Origin of the sequence: Nissabacter sp. SGAir0207 (genome assembly GCF_005491205.1) — a bacterium.
Classification (GTDB): Bacteria; Pseudomonadota; Gammaproteobacteria; order Enterobacterales; family Enterobacteriaceae; genus Chimaeribacter.
The window spans coordinates 2,112,935-2,129,345 of the sequence record NZ_CP028035.1 but is presented as its reverse complement, the minus strand read 5'-3'; the positions used below and the strand labels follow the sequence as shown (position 1 = coordinate 2,129,345).

Sequence of the window (16,411 nt, the reverse complement as noted above, 5' to 3'; positions counted from 1 at the left end):
ACCGGCCTGCATCGGCGGGCCGGCGGCCTGACAGCAAGACTAAGGAGAAGTAATGAGCGCCCTATTTTTAGCCATTCCGCTGACCATCTTTGTTCTGTTCGTCGCCCCGATCTGGCTCTGGCTGCACTACAGCCGCCAGCAGCGCGGCGGGCAGCTCAGCCAGCAGGATCTGCACCACCTGACCCAGCTGACGCAGGATGCGCGCCGGATGCAGGAGCGGATCCGCGCGCTGGAGGAGATTTTGGATGCTGAACACCCGCAATGGAGAGACTCATAATGACCAACGAAAAGAAACTGTACCGTGTGCCGGAAGAGGGGATGCTGAAAGGGGTGCTGGCTGGTTTGGCCCACTACTTCAACGTGCCGGTGAAGTTGCTGCGCGTCATGGTGGTGCTCTCCCTGTTCTTCGGGCTGTTCTTCTTTACCGTGCTGGCCTATGTGATCCTCTGCTTTGTGCTCGATCCGGTGCCAGCCAACCGCTATCAGGACGAGCCGGAAGCCACCCCGCATGAGCTGCTGGATGAGGCAGACGCGGTGCTCAGCCAGAGTGAGCAACGGCTGCGAGAGATGGAGCGCTATGTCACCTCCGAAACCTTTGGCGTCCGCAGCCGTTTCCGCCAGCTGTAATCCCACCTTGATCCCGGCGGCGTGTGCCGGCGCACACGCCGTAGCCTGATTTTCCAAGGAGTTGCCATCGTGACACGCTATGCTTCTGCTGCACCGGCGAAAAGCCATATACTGAAAAAAGTACTGCGCTTTCTGTTTATGATGGCGATCAGTTATGGCCCGGCGGGTGTGGCGACGCGCATTCTGGGCGTGGTGGGCAGCCGCCCGTTGCGTTTTGTTCTGGCGCTGGTGCTGGAACCATTGTTGAAGCGTGGGTTGACCGCGCTGCTGGGCCGTTTCACCAAGGAGCCGAATGAAACGATTACAAAATGAGTTAACGTCTTTGGTCAACCGCGGCATGGATCGGCATCTGCGGCTGGCCGTCACTGGCTTGAGCCGCAGCGGCAAAACCGCCTTTATCACCGCCTTCGTCAACCAACTGCTCCACCTGCACAGCGGCGCCCGCTTGCCGCTGTTCGCCGCCGCCCGGGAGGATCGCCTGCTGGGCGTCAAACGCGTGCCCCAGCGCGATCTCGGCATTCCCCGTTTCCGTTATGATGAAGGGCTGGCCTCGCTCTATGGCGCGCCGCCCACCTGGCCAGCGCCAACCCGCGGCGTCAGCGAGATGCGGCTGGCGCTGCGCTTCCGCTCGCAGGAGTCGCTGCTGCGCCACTTCAAGGAGACCGCCACCCTCTATCTGGAGATTGTCGACTATCCCGGCGAGTGGCTGCTCGACCTGCCGATGCTGGATCACTCCTATCTGGAGTGGTCGCGGCAGATGGGCGGCCTGTTGCAGGGGCAACGCGCCGAATGGGCCAAACCCTGGCTGGAGCTGTGCCGTCGTTGCGATCCGCTGGCCCCGGCCGATGAGAACCTGCTGGCGGCCATCGCTCAGGCCTACAGCGACTACCTGATCCGTTGCAAGGAGGAGGGGCTGCACTTCATCCAGCCGGGCCGCTTTGTGTTGCCGGGTGAACTGGCTGGCGCACCGGCGTTGCAGTTTTTCCCCTGGCCGGAGATCAATGCGCTGGGCGAGGCGCGGCTGGCGCAGGCTGGCAAGCAGACCAACATCGGCATGTTGCGTGAGCGCTTCCACTACTACTGCCAGCACGTCGTCAAAGGCTTCTATAAGGAGCACTTTGTTCGCTTCGATCGGCAGATTGTGCTGGTGGACTGCCTGCAACCCCTCAACAGCGGGCCGCAGGCGTTCAATGACATGCGGCTGGCGCTGACCCAGCTGATGCAGAGTTTCCACTATGGCAAACGCACGCTCTACCGTCGGCTGTTCGCCCCCTGCATCGACAAACTGATGTTTGCCGCCACCAAGGCCGACCACATCACCGGCGACCAACATGCCAATCTGGTGTCGCTGTTGCAGCAGCTGGTGCAGGAGGCGTGGCAGAATGCCGCCTTCGAGGGGATCAGCATGGACTGCGTTGGGCTGGCCTCGGTGCAGGCGACACAGGCGGGCATGATTGACTATCAGGGCCAGCCGGTACCGGCGCTGAAGGGCCAACGGCTGGCCGATGGCGCGCCGCTCACCCTGTTCCCCGGCGAGGTGCCGGCCCGGCTGCCTGACCCGGATTTCTGGCAGCGGCAGGGGTTCCACTTTGAGCAGTTCCGGCCGCAGGCGATGGGTGTCGATACGCCGCTGCCGCACATCCGGCTGGATGCGGTGATGGAGTTTTTATTGGGAGATAAATTGCGATGAACGAGCCGCTGAAACCACGCATCAACTTTGAGGCGCCGCTGGCGCACCCGGAGCCGCCGCCGCTGCGTGCGGCACAGGCCTTCAGCGGTGAGGAGGCGGAGCACTTCCTGCCAGCCCACGCTGAGGAGCCGGTGGCAGAGGGCGAGGCCGAAGCGGCAGTGGCGCAGGCGCTGAAGCCACGCCGCAGCCTGTGGCGGCGCATGGTGACGCTGGGGCTGGGGATTTTTGGCATTAGCGTGGTGGCACAGGGGGTGCAGTGGGCGCATCAGGCGTGGGTGCAGCAGGAGTGGATTGCGCTGGGCGGCTGCGTGGCCGGTGGGCTGGTAGTGGTCGCCGGGGCGGGGTCGCTGATCACCGAGTGGCGACGCCTCTACCGCCTGCGGCAACGTGCGGAGATGCGCGACACCGCCCGTGACCTGTTGCACAGCCACGCGTTGGGGCAGGGGCGGGCGTTCTGCGAAAATCTGGCACAGCAGGCCGGTATTGACCGCGGCCACCCGGCGCTTCAGCGCTGGCAAGCCTCGTTGCATGAGACGCAGAGCGACCGCGAGGTGGTGGCGCTCTACGCGCAGCTGGTGCAGCCAGTACTCGATCAGCAGGCACGCCGCGAGATCAGCCACTCCGCCGCCGAGTCAGCGTTGATGATCGCCGTCAGCCCGCTGGCGCTGGTGGACATGGCCTTTATCGCCTGGCGCAACCTGCGGCTGGTTAACCGCATCGCGCAACTGTATGGCATTGAGCTGGGCTACTTCAGCCGACTGCGGCTGTTCCGGCTGGTGCTGTTGAACATCGCCTTTGCTGGCGCATCGGAGCTGGTGCGCGAGGTGGGGGTGGACTGGTTGTCGCAGGATCTGGCCGCCCGGCTCTCCGCCCGCGCGGCGCAGGGCATCGGTGCCGGGCTGCTGACCGCCCGGCTCGGCATCAAGGCGATGGAGTTGTGCCGCCCGCTGCCGTGGCTGGAGGATGATAAACCCCGCCTCGGCGACTTCCGCCGCGACTTGATTGGCCAGGTCAAGGGCGCGCTGACCAAAGGCACCACCCGCAACTGAGTGTCTCCCTGTCCAACGGGCAGGGGGCTTACAGACGAGGGTAACCGTCTGTCAGGAAGTTCTATGCAGCTTATATGTTTGAATCAACGTAGAGAAATATCAGAAAGGATGGTGGTGGGGGAAGGATAACTCGCCGCTACGCGGCTCGCCCTGCGGGCCGTTGCTGCGCAACGTTGCTCGCGCTGCTCGCTCGAACCTTGGTTGAAGGTTCTCGTCCTTCCCCATTGGGAAGACACAGGAAGCATCAGTGTTTAAACAAGATTAAGGCGATTTCAGAAAGGATGGTGGTGGGGGAAGGATAACTCGCCGCTACGCGGCTCGCCCTGCGGGCCGTTGCTGCGCAACGTTGCTCGCGCTGCTCGCTCGAACCTTGGTCGAAGGTTCTCGTCCTTCCCCATTGGGAAGATCTATACAGCTTATATGCTTGAGTCAACGTAGGGAAATATCAGAAAGGATGGTGGTGGGGGAAGGATTCGAACCTTCGAAGTCTGTGACGGCAGATTTACAGTCTGCTCCCTTTGGCCGCTCGGGAACCCCACCACGAAATTCGTGGATTTGCGAATTGTATGAAGGATTTCTCCCTCCTCAAAACTGCCTGGCTATTGGCGGCTCTGAGTGTTGATATCATCGCTGATATCGAAAGTGGTGGTGGGGGAAGGATTCGAACCTTCGAAGTCTGTGACGGCAGATTTACAGTCTGCTCCCTTTGGCCGCTCGGGAACCCCACCACTGGCCTTGCTTACTGCTCTATCGCGGTAAGCGGGGCGCATCATATCAAATGAACCGCCCCTGTAAAGCCTTAAAATGAAGAAAATGAATCGTTTGTCGGTTTTTTGCCCCAGGCGCTGCATTCTTCAGCTTTTTCAACGCCCGGCACGGCCATTACAGGATAACTGTACGGTTGCCGTAGACAAAGACGCGCTGCGCCAGCACCTTGAACAGGGCACGACTCAGAACGTTTTTCTCGACGTCACGGCCAGCGCGCATCATGTCATCTGCCGTGTAGGTGTGATCGACGTGAATCACATCCTGCATGATGATCGGGCCTTCATCCAAATTATCATTCACATAGTGCGCAGTGGCACCAATGATCTTCACGCCACGCTCATAAGCCTGATGGTACGGGCGTGCGCCGATAAAGGCCGGCAGGAAGGAGTGGTGGATGTTGATCACCTGATTCGGGTAGTGGCGCACGAACTCCGGCGTCAGGACGCGCATGTACTTCGCCAGCACCACGTAGTCCGGCTGGTACTGGTCAATCTGCGCAACCAGCTGGGTATCATGCTGCTCGCGCGTCAGTCCCTCGTGGCTCACCAGATGGAAAGGAATGTCAAAACGCTCCACCAGAGTTTGCAGCGTGTCATGGTTACCGATAACCGCGGCAATCTCCACATCCAACCCGCCGTAGGCGCTCTTCATCAACAGGTCGCCCAGACAGTGCGCCTCTTTGGTCACCAGCACCACAATGCGGCGGCGGCCAGCGCTGTGCAGCTCACGGACGGAACCGGCTGGCAGGGCGCTGTCCAGATCGGCCAGCAGGGTGTGATCGTTGAAAATTCCCTCCAGCTCGGTGCGCATAAAGAAACGGCCAGTACGGTGATCAACATACTCATTGTTCTGCACGATGTTCAGCTCATGCTTGTAACAGATGTTGGTGATCTTGGCGATCAGGCCCTTGGCGTCCGGGCAGATGGTGCGCAAAATTTTACGTTGTACGTGCTGATGTGACATCGGGGGTTAATCCTGTTGCGTTTGCGATGTTGTGAGCGCTGCTGAACGATCGGAATGTTCTGGATTATCGTCCGCAACACTTTTTATATTTTTTGCCCGACCCGCAAGGGCAGGCGTCATTACGGCCGCTCTGCAGGTGGACTCCGTCCCTATAGTACCAGCGTTCATTTACACGAAGAAAGCGTGAACGCTCATGCAGCAGCTGTACCGGGGCTGCCGGGCCGTCGCTGAAACGGGCGGCGAACTCCACATACCCCTCGTCAGGCTGCGCGCCGGGCGCCTCCTCCAGGATATGCAGCCCCAGCCAGCACGTCTCTGCCGCGCTCTGCACCAGACTGTCGCGCCACTGTTGCGCCTGGCACGCCGGGTGCCAACTGGCCAGCAGATACTCCACATCGCCCAGCACATAGGCAGTATAGCGTGAGCGCATCAGGGCCACCGGGGTCGGGGCTGGCTTGGCGCCCGTATGGTAGGGCTGGCAGCACAGGGCGTAAGCTGAACCGCTTCCGCAAGGGCAGGTCTCGGACACAATGACTCCTGATTTAACAACTGGTTGGTGCATCAGCGCACTTGAATCTGGCAGGGAGACTATGTTACCTAACAATCTTGCCGGCTGACAATGCGGGAGAGGGGGGCTGTGCGCTTTTGTCTGCTGGCAGATGTATGCAAGCGTTTACCTTGGCAGGAACATTGGGTACGATCGCGAGCGATATATTGTGGTCAATGGTGCGCCGGTTAACCTTTGCGTCACCTGTTTACCGGGGCTAACGCGCCCGGATGACGGGGGCAGGTTCACCAGTTTGGTGCACCGGTTTTACATCCGACAGGAAAAAAACCGTTTTTTAGGCCACTATTAGAGAGGAGTCAGTGAGGGGGCCAGATGGATAAACCGTTAACAAGCAAACATATCTTGATAGTGGAAGACGAAGCCGTTTTTCGCTCAGTGCTTGTCGGCTACCTAAAAACACTGGGGGCCACCACCAGTGAGGCGGAGAATGGACTGGAAGCATTATCTGCGGTAGAGGAGATTGTCCCTGACCTGATCCTGTGCGATTTGGCCATGCCTGAGATGGATGGCATCGAGTTTGTTGAGAACCTGCGCCTGCAAGGCAACAAGATCCCGGTACTGGTGATCTCCGCGACGGACAACATGAGCGATGTCGCCAGAGTGTTGCGTCTGGGTGTGGAAGATGTGTTGCTGAAACCGCTTACCGACCTCAACCGGCTGCGCGAGGCGTTGCTGGCGTTGCTCTATCCCAACATGTTCACCTCGCAGGCGATGGAGGGAAACGACCTAATTCAGGATTGGTCGGCCCTGTGCCAGGATCCAACCCAAGCGGCCAAGCTGCTCAAACAGTTGCAGCCGCCGGTGCAGCAGGTGTTGGCGCGTTGCCGCATCAACTACCGCCAGCTGACGATGGCGGAGCACCCGGGGCTGGTGCTGGATATTGCCGCGCTCTCGCCCAACGATCTGGCATTCTATTGTCTGGATGTCACTCGTGCGGGGGAGAATGGGGTATTGGCGGCATTATTGCTGCGTGCCATATTCAACGGGTTGCTGCGTGACCATTTAACCAATCAACGCCAGCGCTTGCCGCAAATGTCCACTATTTTAAAACAGGTGAATCAGCTATTAAAACAGGCACACCTGGAGGGGCAATTCCCGCTGCTGCTGGGTTATTATCATGCGGAACATAAAAATTTAATATTAGTCTCCGCAGGTCTGCATGCCACGGTCAATACGGGTGAAAATCAGATTCAGCTCAGTAATGGCGTACCACTCGGTACACTGGGCGCAACCTACTCGAACCAAATTTCCCAGCGTTGTACCGCCTGGCAGTGCCAGGTATGGGGCGCGGGCGGGCGTCTGCGCCTGATGCTGACTTCAGATTAATCTGGGGTCAGCGGTTTTTCATCCGGTTTTATTCATTAATTAACCCTATTCAATATAATGCGGATCCCCCTTATTAGGTAATTTTCTTAATTTTTCTCAAACCTCACGATGAAATAAGCGCGCCCGAATGAAGGTGGTATACTCAAATCCGCTAATTTAGGGTGAACCCGCTAATGTTCATTAAATGAACGAGGCAAGAGAGAGATAGTCAATGTCTGCACCAAATAGAAAAGTAAAAAAGGCTGTGATACCTGTGGCGGGGCTTGGGACGCGAATGCTGCCTGCTACAAAAGCGATTCCTAAAGAGATGTTGCCGCTGGTAGACAAACCGCTGATCCAGTATGTGGTCAATGAGTGCATCGCCGCAGGCATCCAGGAGATCATCCTGGTGACCCACTCCTCTAAAAACTCCATTGAGAACCATTTCGATACCAGCTTTGAGCTGGAAGCGATGCTGGAAAAACGCGTCAAGCGCCAGCTGCTGGAAGAGGTTCAGGCCATCTGTCCGAAACATGTCACCATCATGCAGATTCGCCAGGGCGAAGCGAAGGGCCTGGGCCACGCTATCCTGTGCGCCCAGCCGCTGGTGGGTGATGAGCCGGTGGCCGTGGTGCTGCCGGACGTGATCCTGGACGAGTACAGCGCTGACCTGCGCAAAGAGAACCTGGCCGCCATGCTGGCCCGCTTTGATGAGAGCGGCCACAGCCAGATTCTGGTTGAGCCGGTGCCGGAACAAGAGGTCTCCAGCTATGGCGTGGCGGACTGCCAGGGCCAGCCGCTGGCGGCCGGTGAGAGCGTCGCGATGGTCGGCATGGTCGAGAAACCGGCCGTGGATGCCGCGCCTTCCAACCTGGCGGTCGTGGGCCGTTATGTGCTCTCCGCCGAAATCTGGCCGCTGCTGGCCAAGACCCAACCCGGCGCAGGGGACGAAATTCAACTGACTGATGCCATCGCCACGCTGATGGACAAAGAGACGGTTGAAGCGTTCCACCTGCAGGGCGTGAGCCACGACTGTGGCAACAAACTGGGCTACATGCAGGCGTTCGTCGAGTACGGCATGCGCCACCAGGGTTTGGGCAAAGCATTCAGTGAGTGGGTAGCCGAGTTCGTCAAGCAGGACGAAGCCCAGGCCGCCAAGCACGCCTGACACCTCTTTTTTTTCAATTTTAAAAACTAGGATTTTCCTATGAAAGTAACAGTTTTTGGTATTGGTTATGTCGGCCTGGTGCAAGCCGCCGTCCTAGCTGAAGTTGGTCACGATGTCCTGTGTGTGGATGTGGATGAGCGCAAGGTCGAGAACCTGAAAAAGGGCATTATCCCCATTTATGAGCCGGGCCTGACCCCGCTGGTTCAACAGAACTATGAAGCGGGCCGCCTGACCTTTACCACTGACGCCGCCCAAGGCGTGGCGCATGGCATCATGCAGTTCATCGCCGTCGGCACCCCGCCGGACGAAGATGGCTCCGCTGACCTGAAGTACGTTACTGCCGTGGCCCGTACCATCGCCCAGCACATGACCGATCGCAAAGTGGTGATCGACAAGTCTACCGTGCCGGTCGGCACCGCGGACAAAGTGCGTGCCGTCATGGCAGAAACCCTGCGCCAGCGTGGCGAAGAGTATGCCTTTGACGTGGTCTCCAACCCGGAGTTCCTCAAAGAGGGCGCGGCGGTGGCAGACTGTATGCGCCCGGAACGTATCGTTATCGGTACTGACAACCCGGACGTCATTGAGCCGATCCGCGAGCTGTACGAGCCGTTCAACCGCAATCACGATCGCATGATCATGATGGATGTGCGCAGTGCCGAGCTGACCAAATATGCCGCTAACTGTATGCTGGCGACCAAAATCAGCTTCATGAACGAAATCGCCAACCTGGCGGAGATCCTGGGCGCGGACATCGAGAAAGTGCGTCAGGGCATCGGTTCTGACTCCCGTATTGGCTATCACTTCATCTATCCGGGCTGCGGCTACGGTGGCTCCTGCTTCCCGAAAGATGTGCAGGCGCTGATCCGCACCTCCGAGCAGATTGGCTACCAGCCGAAACTGCTGCAGGCGGTAGAGCAGGTCAACTACCAGCAGAAATACAAGCTGACCCAGTTCATCAAACGTGAGTTTGGCGAGAACCTGGAAGGCAAAACCTTCGCGCTGTGGGGCCTCTCCTTCAAGCCGAACACGGATGACATGCGTGAAGCCTCCAGCCGTGTGCTGATGGAAACCCTGTGGGCCGCTGGCGCAAAAATTCAGGCGTTCGACCCGGAAGCGATGGACGAAACCCAGCGCATCTATGGCCACACTGACGCACTGAAATTGATGGGCACCAAAGAAGCTGCTTTGCAAGGCGCTGATGCACTGGTAATTTGTACCGAATGGAAAAACTTCCGCGCCCCTGACTTTGATGTGATCAAGGCGTCGCTGAAGCAGCCGATCATCTTTGATGGGCGTAACCTTTACGATCCGGAGCGTCTGGCCAAGCGTGGTTTCACCTACTACGGCATCGGCCGTGGCGCCTCGGTGCAAGTGCATGATTAAGAGGTAGGTATGAAATTTCTGGTAACAGGCGCCGCCGGTTTTATTGGTTATCACGTCAGCGAGCGGTTGCTCGCCGCCGGCCATCAGGTGGTCGGGATCGATAATTTGAATGATTATTATGACGTCAATTTAAAGCTGGCGCGCCTGGCCAGACTGGAGCAGCCAGGTTTCACGTTTATTAAGTGCGACCTGGCCGATCGGCAGGGCATGGCGGATCTGTTCGCTACCCATCGCTTCCAGCGGGTGATTCACCTGGCTGCGCAGGCAGGGGTGCGCTACTCGCTGGAGAACCCCCATGCCTATGCCGAGGCCAATTTGGTGGGGCACCTGAATATTCTGGAAGGGTGCCGACACCATAAGGTTGAGCATCTGCTCTACGCCTCCTCCAGTTCGGTCTACGGCCTGAACCAGAAAATGCCTTTCTCGACCGATGATTCTGTCGATCATCCGGTCTCCCTCTATGCAGCCACCAAGAAAGCGAATGAGCTGATGTCCCATACTTATTCGCATCTCTATGGCTTGCCCACCACCGGCCTGCGCTTCTTCACCGTGTATGGCCCGTGGGGCCGCCCGGATATGGCGTTGTTCAAGTTTACCCGTGCCATGCTGGCCGGCGAGGCGATCGACGTCTATAACCACGGCCAGATGCGCCGTGACTTCACCTACATCGATGACATCGCGGAAGCGATTGTGCGGTTGCAGGATGTGATCCCCCAGCCAGATGCGAATTGGACGGTAGAGCAGGGGTCGGCAGCGACCAGTTCTGCCCCTTATCGCGTCTACAACATCGGCAACAGCCAACCCGTGAAGCTGATGGAGTATATCGAGGCGTTGGAAGCGGCGCTGGGGATGGAGGCGAGGAAGAACCTGTTGCCGATGCAGCCGGGTGACGTGCTGGAAACCAGCGCGGATACGCAGGCGCTCTATGAGGCAATTGGCTTCAAACCGCAGACCAGCGTTAACGAGGGAATTAACCGGTTTGTTGCGTGGTATCGGGAATTTTACCAGCAATAACAATCGGCAAACAAAAGAGGGCGCTTCGGCGCTCTTTTTTTATCCCTTATTTGTTTGGATTTTGTAAATAAAATGTATAAAAAAATACTCCCAGGCGGGAGTATTTTAAATAGAGGGAGAAAAAACGTTATAGCAGGAAATCATCCAATGATTTGCCTTCTTCATCCATTGCCTTTTTAATCACCGCTGGAGTACGGCCCTGGCCGGTCCAGGTGCGCATTTCACCGTTCTCATCCTGATACTGATATTTAGCCGGACGGGCTGCACGCTTGGTTTTACCCGCAGCAGGCTTCAATGCCGCCATGGTTTGCATCAGCTCATTCGGATCAATACCGTCGGCAATTAACATTTCGCGGTATTGCTGCAATTTGCGGGAACGTTCTTCATTTTCCGCAGCTGCATGTTGTTCTTCTTCCCGGCGTTCGGTAACAACAACATCCAGTTTTTCCAGCATCTCTTCCAGCGTTTCAAGAGAACACTCTCTTGCCTGCGCCCGCAGAGTACGGATGTTGTTTAAAATTTTTAAGGATTCACTCATTGTCCTACTCTCTAATTATGATATGGGGTATTCGGCGTAATAATAGAGGGCGGGCTTAACTTCTGCAACTGGCAATAGTTACTTCTGGTAATCTTACTCGTGAAATTATTAAATTTTTATAAAAAAGAGCCTGTAAACATCGGGGAATTGCGCAGCAAAAGAGTGCAGAAAGCCTGTCAGGAATCGGCAACCGCTAAATGGCTTACTATAACAAAATATATTTCACGGCATTTATCGCCAGCCACATCAGGGCCGTGGCGCTATTCTGTAAGAAAAGTGTAAAGGGGCGGGCCTGCGGTAATTTACTTCACGCTACTGCCACCACAGGGGCTATGGCGATCGCCACTGATCTCTTAGGGAGGCTGTGCTACACTCGCGGCAATTTTTTTGCTAAGCCAGTTAGGGAGCGCAAGGGCGTATGGCTCAACTCTATTTCTATTATTCCGCAATGAATGCCGGTAAATCGACGGCGTTGCTGCAATCCTCCTATAACTATCAGGAGCGAGGGATGCGGACATTGGTATTCACTGCTGAAATTGACCAACGCTTTGGCGTCGGCAAAGTCAGTTCACGTATTGGGCTATCTTCGCAAGCGCAACTCTATAATGCAGAGACCAATCTATTGGCGATGATTAACCAGGAGCATGTGCAGCAGCCCGTACATTGCGTGTTACTGGATGAGAGCCAATTTCTTACCAAAGAGCAGGTTAACCAATTGTGTGATGTGGTTGATGACCTGGATATTCCGGTATTGTGTTATGGCTTGCGTACTGATTTCTTGGGTGAACTCTTCATCGGTAGCCAATATTTGCTGGCCTGGGCGGATAAGCTGGTGGAGTTAAAAACCATCTGCCACTGTGGCCGCAAAGCCAACCGGGTATTACGCCTCGACCAGAATGGCCGACCCATGCAGGCGGGCGAGCAGGTGGTGATTGGCGGCAATGAGCGTTACGTGTCAGTGTGCCGTAGACACTATAAGGATGCGCTGGCCAGCGCCGAGCCGTCTCAGGACGCGCTGTAGTAAATTTTTTAGCAGCAATAAAAAACCCGCCCATAGGGCGGGTTTTTTATTAGCGTTGCGCCTCGCAAGGCTGACGCTTATTTCTTGGCTTTCTTGTCCGCTTTACCTGCGGAGGCCAGCACTGGCTCTTTTGCCTCTTCGCCGTGCTCCTCTTCGGTAAATTTACGGCCGTAGTAGGTATCCAGCAGAATCTGTTTCAGCTCAGAGATCAGCGGATAACGCGGGTTGGCACCGGTACACTGGTCATCAAAGGCATCTTCAGAGAGTTTATCCACTTTCGCCAGGAAGTCCGCTTCCTGCACGCCCGCCTCACGGATGGAGGTTGGGATGCCCAGCTCGGTCTTCATCTCATCCAGCCAGTTAAGCAGCTTCTCAATCTTCTGCGCGGTACGGTCGCCCGGTGCGCTCAGGCCGAGATGGTCAGCGATCTCTGCGTAGCGACGGCGTGCCTGCGGACGGTCATACTGGCTGAACGCAGTTTGCTTGGTCGGGTTGTCATTGGCGTTGTAGCGAATGACGTTGGCGATCAGCATGGCGTTCGCCAGACCGTGCGGAATGTGGAACTCTGAACCCAGTTTGTGGGCGATGGAGTGACACACCCCAAGGAAGGCGTTGGCAAACGCGATACCGGCGATGGTGGCGGCGTTGTGCACACGCTCACGGGCAACCGGGTTTTTCGCGCCATCACGGTAGCTCTGCGGCAGGTTCTCTTTCAGCAGTTTCAGCGCTTGCAGCGCCTGGCCGTCTGAGTACTCGTTCGCCAGCACGGAAACGTAGGCTTCCAGCGCGTGGGTGACCGCATCCAGGCCGCCAAAGGCGCACAGGGATTTCGGCATGTTCATCACCAGGTTGGCATCCACAATCGCCATATCCGGGGTCAGGGCATAGTCCGCCAGCGGATATTTCTGGCCGGTGGCATCATCCGTCACCACGGCGAACGGCGTCACTTCAGAACCGGTGCCAGAGGTGGTGGTGATGGCAACCATCTTCGCCTTCACGCCCATTTTCGGGAATTTATAGATGCGTTTACGGATGTCCATAAAGCGCAGCGCCAGCTCCTCGAAGTGGGTTTCCGGGTGTTCATACATCACCCACATGATCTTCGCCGCATCCATCGGTGAACCGCCGCCCAGCGCGATGATGACGTCCGGTTTGAACGAGTTCATCAGCTCTGCGCCCTTGCGCACGATGCTCAGGGTCGGGTCAGCTTCCACTTCAAAGAAGACTTCAGTCTCAATGCCGTGGCCTTTCAGTACGCTGGTCACCTGGTCGGCATAGCCGTTGTTGAACAGGAAACGGTCAGTCACGATGAAGGCGCGTTTGGCACCATCGGTCGCCACTTCTTCCAGGGCAATCGGCAGTGAGCCGCGACGGAAATAGATGGATTTCGGAAGTTTGTGCCACAGCATGTTTTCTGCCCGTTTCGCGACCGTTTTCTTGTTGATCAGGTGTTTCGGACCCACGTTTTCAGAGATGGAGTTACCGCCCCAAGAGCCGCAGCCCAGTGTCAGGGAAGGCGCCAGCTTGAAGTTGTACAGGTCACCAATCCCCCCTTGGGAGGCCGGGGTGTTGATCAGGATACGCGCGGTCTTCATCTTGTCGCCGAAGTACTTCACGCGCTCTGGCTGGTTGTCCTGGTCGGTGTAGAGGCAGGAAGTGTGGCCGATGCCGCCCATCGCCACCAGTTTCTCCGCTTTGACGACTGCGTCTTCAAAGTTGCTGGCCCGGTACATCGCCAGCGTCGGGGAGAGCTTCTCATGGGCGAACGGTTCAGACTCATCCACCAGAGAGACTTCGCCAATCAGCACTTTGGTAGACGCTGGCACTTTGATGCCAGCCATTTCGGCGATTTTAGCCGCCGGCTGGCCAACGATGGCCGCGTTCAGGCCGCCATTTTTCAGGATAATCTCCTGCACTGCCTTCAGCTCCTGGCCGCGCAGCAGGTAGCCGCCGTGGGTGGCAAAGCGCTCACGCACCGCTTCATAAACGGCGTCAACCACAATCACTGACTGTTCGGAGGCGCAGATAACGCCGTTATCGAAGGTCTTGGACATCAGGATGGAGGCCACCACACGTTTGATGTCAGCGCTCTCATCCACAACGACTGGCGTGTTACCGGCACCCACGCCGATAGCCGGTTTACCCGAGCTGTAGGCGGCCTTCACCATGCCCGGGCCACCGGTCGCCAGAATCAGGTTCAGGTCAGGGTGGTGCATCAGCTGGTTGGAGAGCTCAACAGACGGTTCGTCAATCCAGCCAATGATGTCTTTCGGCGCGCCAGCCGCAATGGCCGCTTGCAGCACGATGTCGGCTGCTTTGTTGGTGGCGTTTTTGGCGCGTGGGTGTGGAGAGAAGATGATGCCGTTACGGGTTTTCAGGCTAATCAGCGCCTTAAAGATAGCGGTGGAGGTGGGGTTGGTGGTGGGGACAATCCCACAAATCAGGCCAATGGGTTCTGCGATGGTGATGGTGCCGAAAGTGTCATCTTCTGACAGAACGCCACAGGTTTTTTCATCTTTGTAAGCATTGTAGATATATTCAGAGGCAAAGTGGTTTTTGATGACTTTGTCTTCCACAATACCCATGCCGGACTCAGCAACGGCCATCTTCGCCAGGGGGATGCGGGCATCAGCGGCCGCGAGGGCAGCGGCACGGAAGATTTTGTCGACTTGCTCTTGAGTAAAGTTGGCATACTCGCGCTGGGCTTCTTTGACACGGGCGACGAGCGCGTTCAATTCAGCGACATTGGTTACAGCCATAATGCTCTCCTGATAAGGTTAAACTCTTTTAGTAAATGAGCTGTCAGCGCAGCAAGTATAGTTCTCACGACCCTGGCCAGCTGGGCCTGGGATCCCGTTCCATCGGGGAGCTGCAATATTGCTTATTTACTGAAAGAGCTTGTCAGAGTGCTGCTGTGTAGTGGGCCGGCGCCTGTGGCAACCTGGTGTGACAAGAGCGAGTGGCCTGCCGTTGTTGGGTATGTGAAGATTTTACGCCCCTGCAGGGTGGCTCTTTTTGATTTAGATCAAAAAAACTCCAAGCTGACACCTTTCAGCGCGCAATTAAACGATAAATTTTCTCAAACATAAGAGCAGGCTTTTATTTTTAATCGCGAAGCAACTGTAAAAATATATAGGCACCAAAACTTGGTTAATTATTTCTTGATGTAGGTTAATATCAATATTAAATGCTAGGGAAGTTGATGGATTACCGGTGGTGATTCTATTACATTAGCGCCTTCCAAAACTTCATCCCTATGGCCCTGTTAGCGGAGTTCTGCATGAGCCAGACACTGTTAGATTTCTCAGGATACATTAAATTTTTTATCGGCCTTTTTGCCTTGGTCAACCCCATTGGCATCCTGCCGGTATTTATCAGCATGACCAGCTATCAGGCTGCCGCAGGCAGAGACAGAACTAACCTGACCGCCAATCTCTCCGTGGCCATTATCCTCTGCACCTCCCTGTTTTTGGGTGACGCCATTTTGCGGCTGTTCGGCATTTCGATTGACTCGTTCCGCATCGCGGGTGGCATTCTGGTGGTCACCATCGCTATGTCGATGATCAGCGGCAAGCTGGGGGAAGATAAGCAGAACAAGCAGGAGAAGTCCGAGAGCGCCATTCGTGAAAGCGTTGGCGTGGTGCCTCTGGCCCTGCCGCTGATGGCCGGGCCGGGTGCCATCAGCTCCACCATCGTCTGGAGCTCGCGCTACCACAGCTGGCAAAATTTGCTGGGGCTGACACTGGCGATCGCGCTCTTCTCCTTCTGCTGCTGGCTACTGTTCCGCGCCGCGCCGCTGGTGGTCAGGCTGCTGGGCCAGACTGGCATCAACGTCGTTACCCGCATCATGGGGCTGCTGCTGATGGCGTTGGGCATTGAATTTATTGTGAACGGTATCAAAACCATTTTCCCCGGCCTGCTGTAATCTAGTTCCCTCTCTTTTTGATGCGCCCGGTGGGGCGCATCAGATAATTCGCGCCAGATTAAATGCTATTATTTGGTGCAACATCCGCAGTGTTAAACGGCAGTTGCACTAAAATGTGGCATAAAATTGATGTCGTTGTGCTAAAACGGTTCACTTCACTGTTTTCAAACATTTTCCCCGCTTTACTCTTGCCCCATCTCTCCCCGCTACTTACCTATGATGTTAATTTAATCACATCTTTCTGAAGGACTTGTCGGACGTGTGACAAGATGTTATTAGTGTTAAACAGCAGCCGCATAGCGATTTATTCTTTGACGGCGACATAAGTTAACGCTTTGTTTTTGAATAATTTGTTACAGCGCCACTTTTCAGGGCCAATGTAAATTGTGAAT

The 16,411-nt window shown here is 56.4% G+C and carries 15 protein-coding genes, 2 tRNA genes and 2 other RNA genes; 11 read left to right on the top strand and 8 right to left on the bottom strand.

Features of this window, described 5'->3' with window-relative positions:
* Positions 1 to 52: 52 nt before the first annotated feature.
* The 5 genes from pspB to C1N62_RS09200 all read left to right on the top strand — a co-directional run bounded on the left by pspB (position 53) and on the right by C1N62_RS09200 (position 3,366).
* Complete coding sequence (pspB, locus tag C1N62_RS09220) at positions 53 to 277, top strand: envelope stress response membrane protein PspB (RefSeq protein WP_137763357.1); 225 nt, start codon at positions 53 to 55, stop codon at positions 275 to 277.
* Positions 277 to 627, top strand: coding sequence for an envelope stress response membrane protein PspC (gene pspC, locus C1N62_RS09215; protein WP_137763356.1), 351 nt, complete (start codon positions 277 to 279; stop codon positions 625 to 627). The genes pspB and pspC overlap by 1 nt, the downstream gene beginning before the upstream one ends.
* Positions 628 to 696: 69 nt before the next feature.
* Positions 697 to 939 carry a phage shock protein PspD gene (locus C1N62_RS09210; protein WP_240775679.1) on the top strand — a complete coding sequence of 81 codons (243 nt, stop codon included), beginning with the start codon at positions 697 to 699 and terminating at the stop codon, positions 937 to 939.
* Entirely contained in the window at positions 920 to 2,317 is a 1,398-nt protein-coding gene (locus C1N62_RS09205) for a YcjX family protein (protein WP_137763355.1), read from the top strand. Before C1N62_RS09210 ends, C1N62_RS09205 begins: the two co-directional genes overlap by 20 nt.
* The gene (locus tag C1N62_RS09200) at positions 2,314 to 3,366 is read left to right on the top strand and encodes a TIGR01620 family protein (protein WP_137763354.1); all 1,053 of its coding nucleotides are present in this window, start codon (positions 2,314 to 2,316) and stop codon (positions 3,364 to 3,366) included. The genes C1N62_RS09205 and C1N62_RS09200 overlap by 4 nt, the downstream gene beginning before the upstream one ends.
* 109 nt (positions 3,367 to 3,475) lie before the next feature.
* Here the strand turns inward: C1N62_RS09200 and C1N62_RS09195 are convergent.
* The 6 genes from C1N62_RS09195 to C1N62_RS09170 all read right to left on the bottom strand — a co-directional run bounded on the left by C1N62_RS09195 (position 3,476) and on the right by C1N62_RS09170 (position 5,626).
* Positions 3,476 to 3,602, bottom strand: a non-coding RNA gene (locus C1N62_RS09195) — RtT sRNA.
* 46 nt (positions 3,603 to 3,648) lie between these two features.
* A non-coding RNA gene (locus C1N62_RS09190) (RtT sRNA) lies at positions 3,649 to 3,775 on the bottom strand.
* Between the two features lie 46 nt (positions 3,776 to 3,821).
* Positions 3,822 to 3,906: transfer RNA gene (locus C1N62_RS09185), tRNA-Tyr, on the bottom strand.
* Between the two features lie 103 nt (positions 3,907 to 4,009).
* Positions 4,010 to 4,094: transfer RNA gene (locus tag C1N62_RS09180), tRNA-Tyr, on the bottom strand.
* Between the two features lie 154 nt (positions 4,095 to 4,248).
* Entirely contained in the window at positions 4,249 to 5,097 is an 849-nt protein-coding gene (purU, locus tag C1N62_RS09175; RefSeq protein WP_137763353.1) for a formyltetrahydrofolate deformylase, read from the bottom strand.
* Positions 5,098 to 5,161: 64 nt separating this feature from the next.
* On the bottom strand, positions 5,162 to 5,626 hold the full coding sequence (locus C1N62_RS09170) for a YchJ family protein (protein WP_137763352.1): 465 nt from the start codon (positions 5,624 to 5,626) through the stop codon (positions 5,162 to 5,164).
* Between the two features lie 351 nt (positions 5,627 to 5,977).
* Between C1N62_RS09170 and rssB the strand changes: the two genes are divergently transcribed.
* The 4 genes from rssB to C1N62_RS09150 all read left to right on the top strand — a co-directional run bounded on the left by rssB (position 5,978) and on the right by C1N62_RS09150 (position 10,535).
* A complete protein-coding gene (rssB, locus tag C1N62_RS09165) occupies positions 5,978 to 6,991 on the top strand; it encodes a two-component system response regulator RssB (RefSeq protein WP_137763351.1) in 1,014 nt (337 codons plus the stop codon).
* Positions 6,992 to 7,202: 211 nt separating this feature from the next.
* On the top strand, positions 7,203 to 8,138 hold the full coding sequence (gene galU, locus C1N62_RS09160; protein WP_137763350.1) for a UTP--glucose-1-phosphate uridylyltransferase GalU: 936 nt from the start codon (positions 7,203 to 7,205) through the stop codon (positions 8,136 to 8,138).
* A 39-nt stretch (positions 8,139 to 8,177) separates the two neighbouring features.
* Positions 8,178 to 9,521, top strand: coding sequence for a UDP-glucose/GDP-mannose dehydrogenase family protein (locus C1N62_RS09155; RefSeq protein ID WP_137763349.1), 1,344 nt, complete (start codon positions 8,178 to 8,180; stop codon positions 9,519 to 9,521).
* A 9-nt stretch (positions 9,522 to 9,530) separates the two neighbouring features.
* A complete protein-coding gene (locus tag C1N62_RS09150; protein WP_137763348.1) occupies positions 9,531 to 10,535 on the top strand; it encodes an NAD-dependent epimerase in 1,005 nt (334 codons plus the stop codon).
* Positions 10,536 to 10,662: 127 nt separating this feature from the next.
* Here C1N62_RS09150 and hns read toward each other — a convergent pair whose 3' ends face one another.
* Positions 10,663 to 11,073 carry a histone-like nucleoid-structuring protein H-NS gene (gene hns, locus C1N62_RS09145; protein WP_137763347.1) on the bottom strand — a complete coding sequence of 137 codons (411 nt, stop codon included), beginning with the start codon at positions 11,071 to 11,073 and terminating at the stop codon, positions 10,663 to 10,665.
* A 418-nt stretch (positions 11,074 to 11,491) separates the two neighbouring features.
* Between hns and C1N62_RS09140 the strand changes: the two genes are divergently transcribed.
* Complete coding sequence (locus tag C1N62_RS09140; protein ID WP_137763346.1) at positions 11,492 to 12,094, top strand: thymidine kinase; 603 nt, start codon at positions 11,492 to 11,494, stop codon at positions 12,092 to 12,094.
* 77 nt (positions 12,095 to 12,171) lie between these two features.
* Here the strand turns inward: C1N62_RS09140 and adhE are convergent, their stop codons facing one another.
* Positions 12,172 to 14,853, bottom strand: a complete 2,682-nt coding sequence (gene adhE / locus C1N62_RS09135) for a bifunctional acetaldehyde-CoA/alcohol dehydrogenase (protein WP_137763345.1) — start codon at positions 14,851 to 14,853, stop codon at positions 12,172 to 12,174.
* Between the two features lie 521 nt (positions 14,854 to 15,374).
* Here adhE and C1N62_RS09130 point away from each other — a divergent pair.
* A complete protein-coding gene (locus C1N62_RS09130; RefSeq protein ID WP_137763344.1) occupies positions 15,375 to 16,019 on the top strand; it encodes a YchE family NAAT transporter in 645 nt (214 codons plus the stop codon).
* The last annotated feature ends 392 nt before the right edge of the window (positions 16,020 to 16,411 follow it).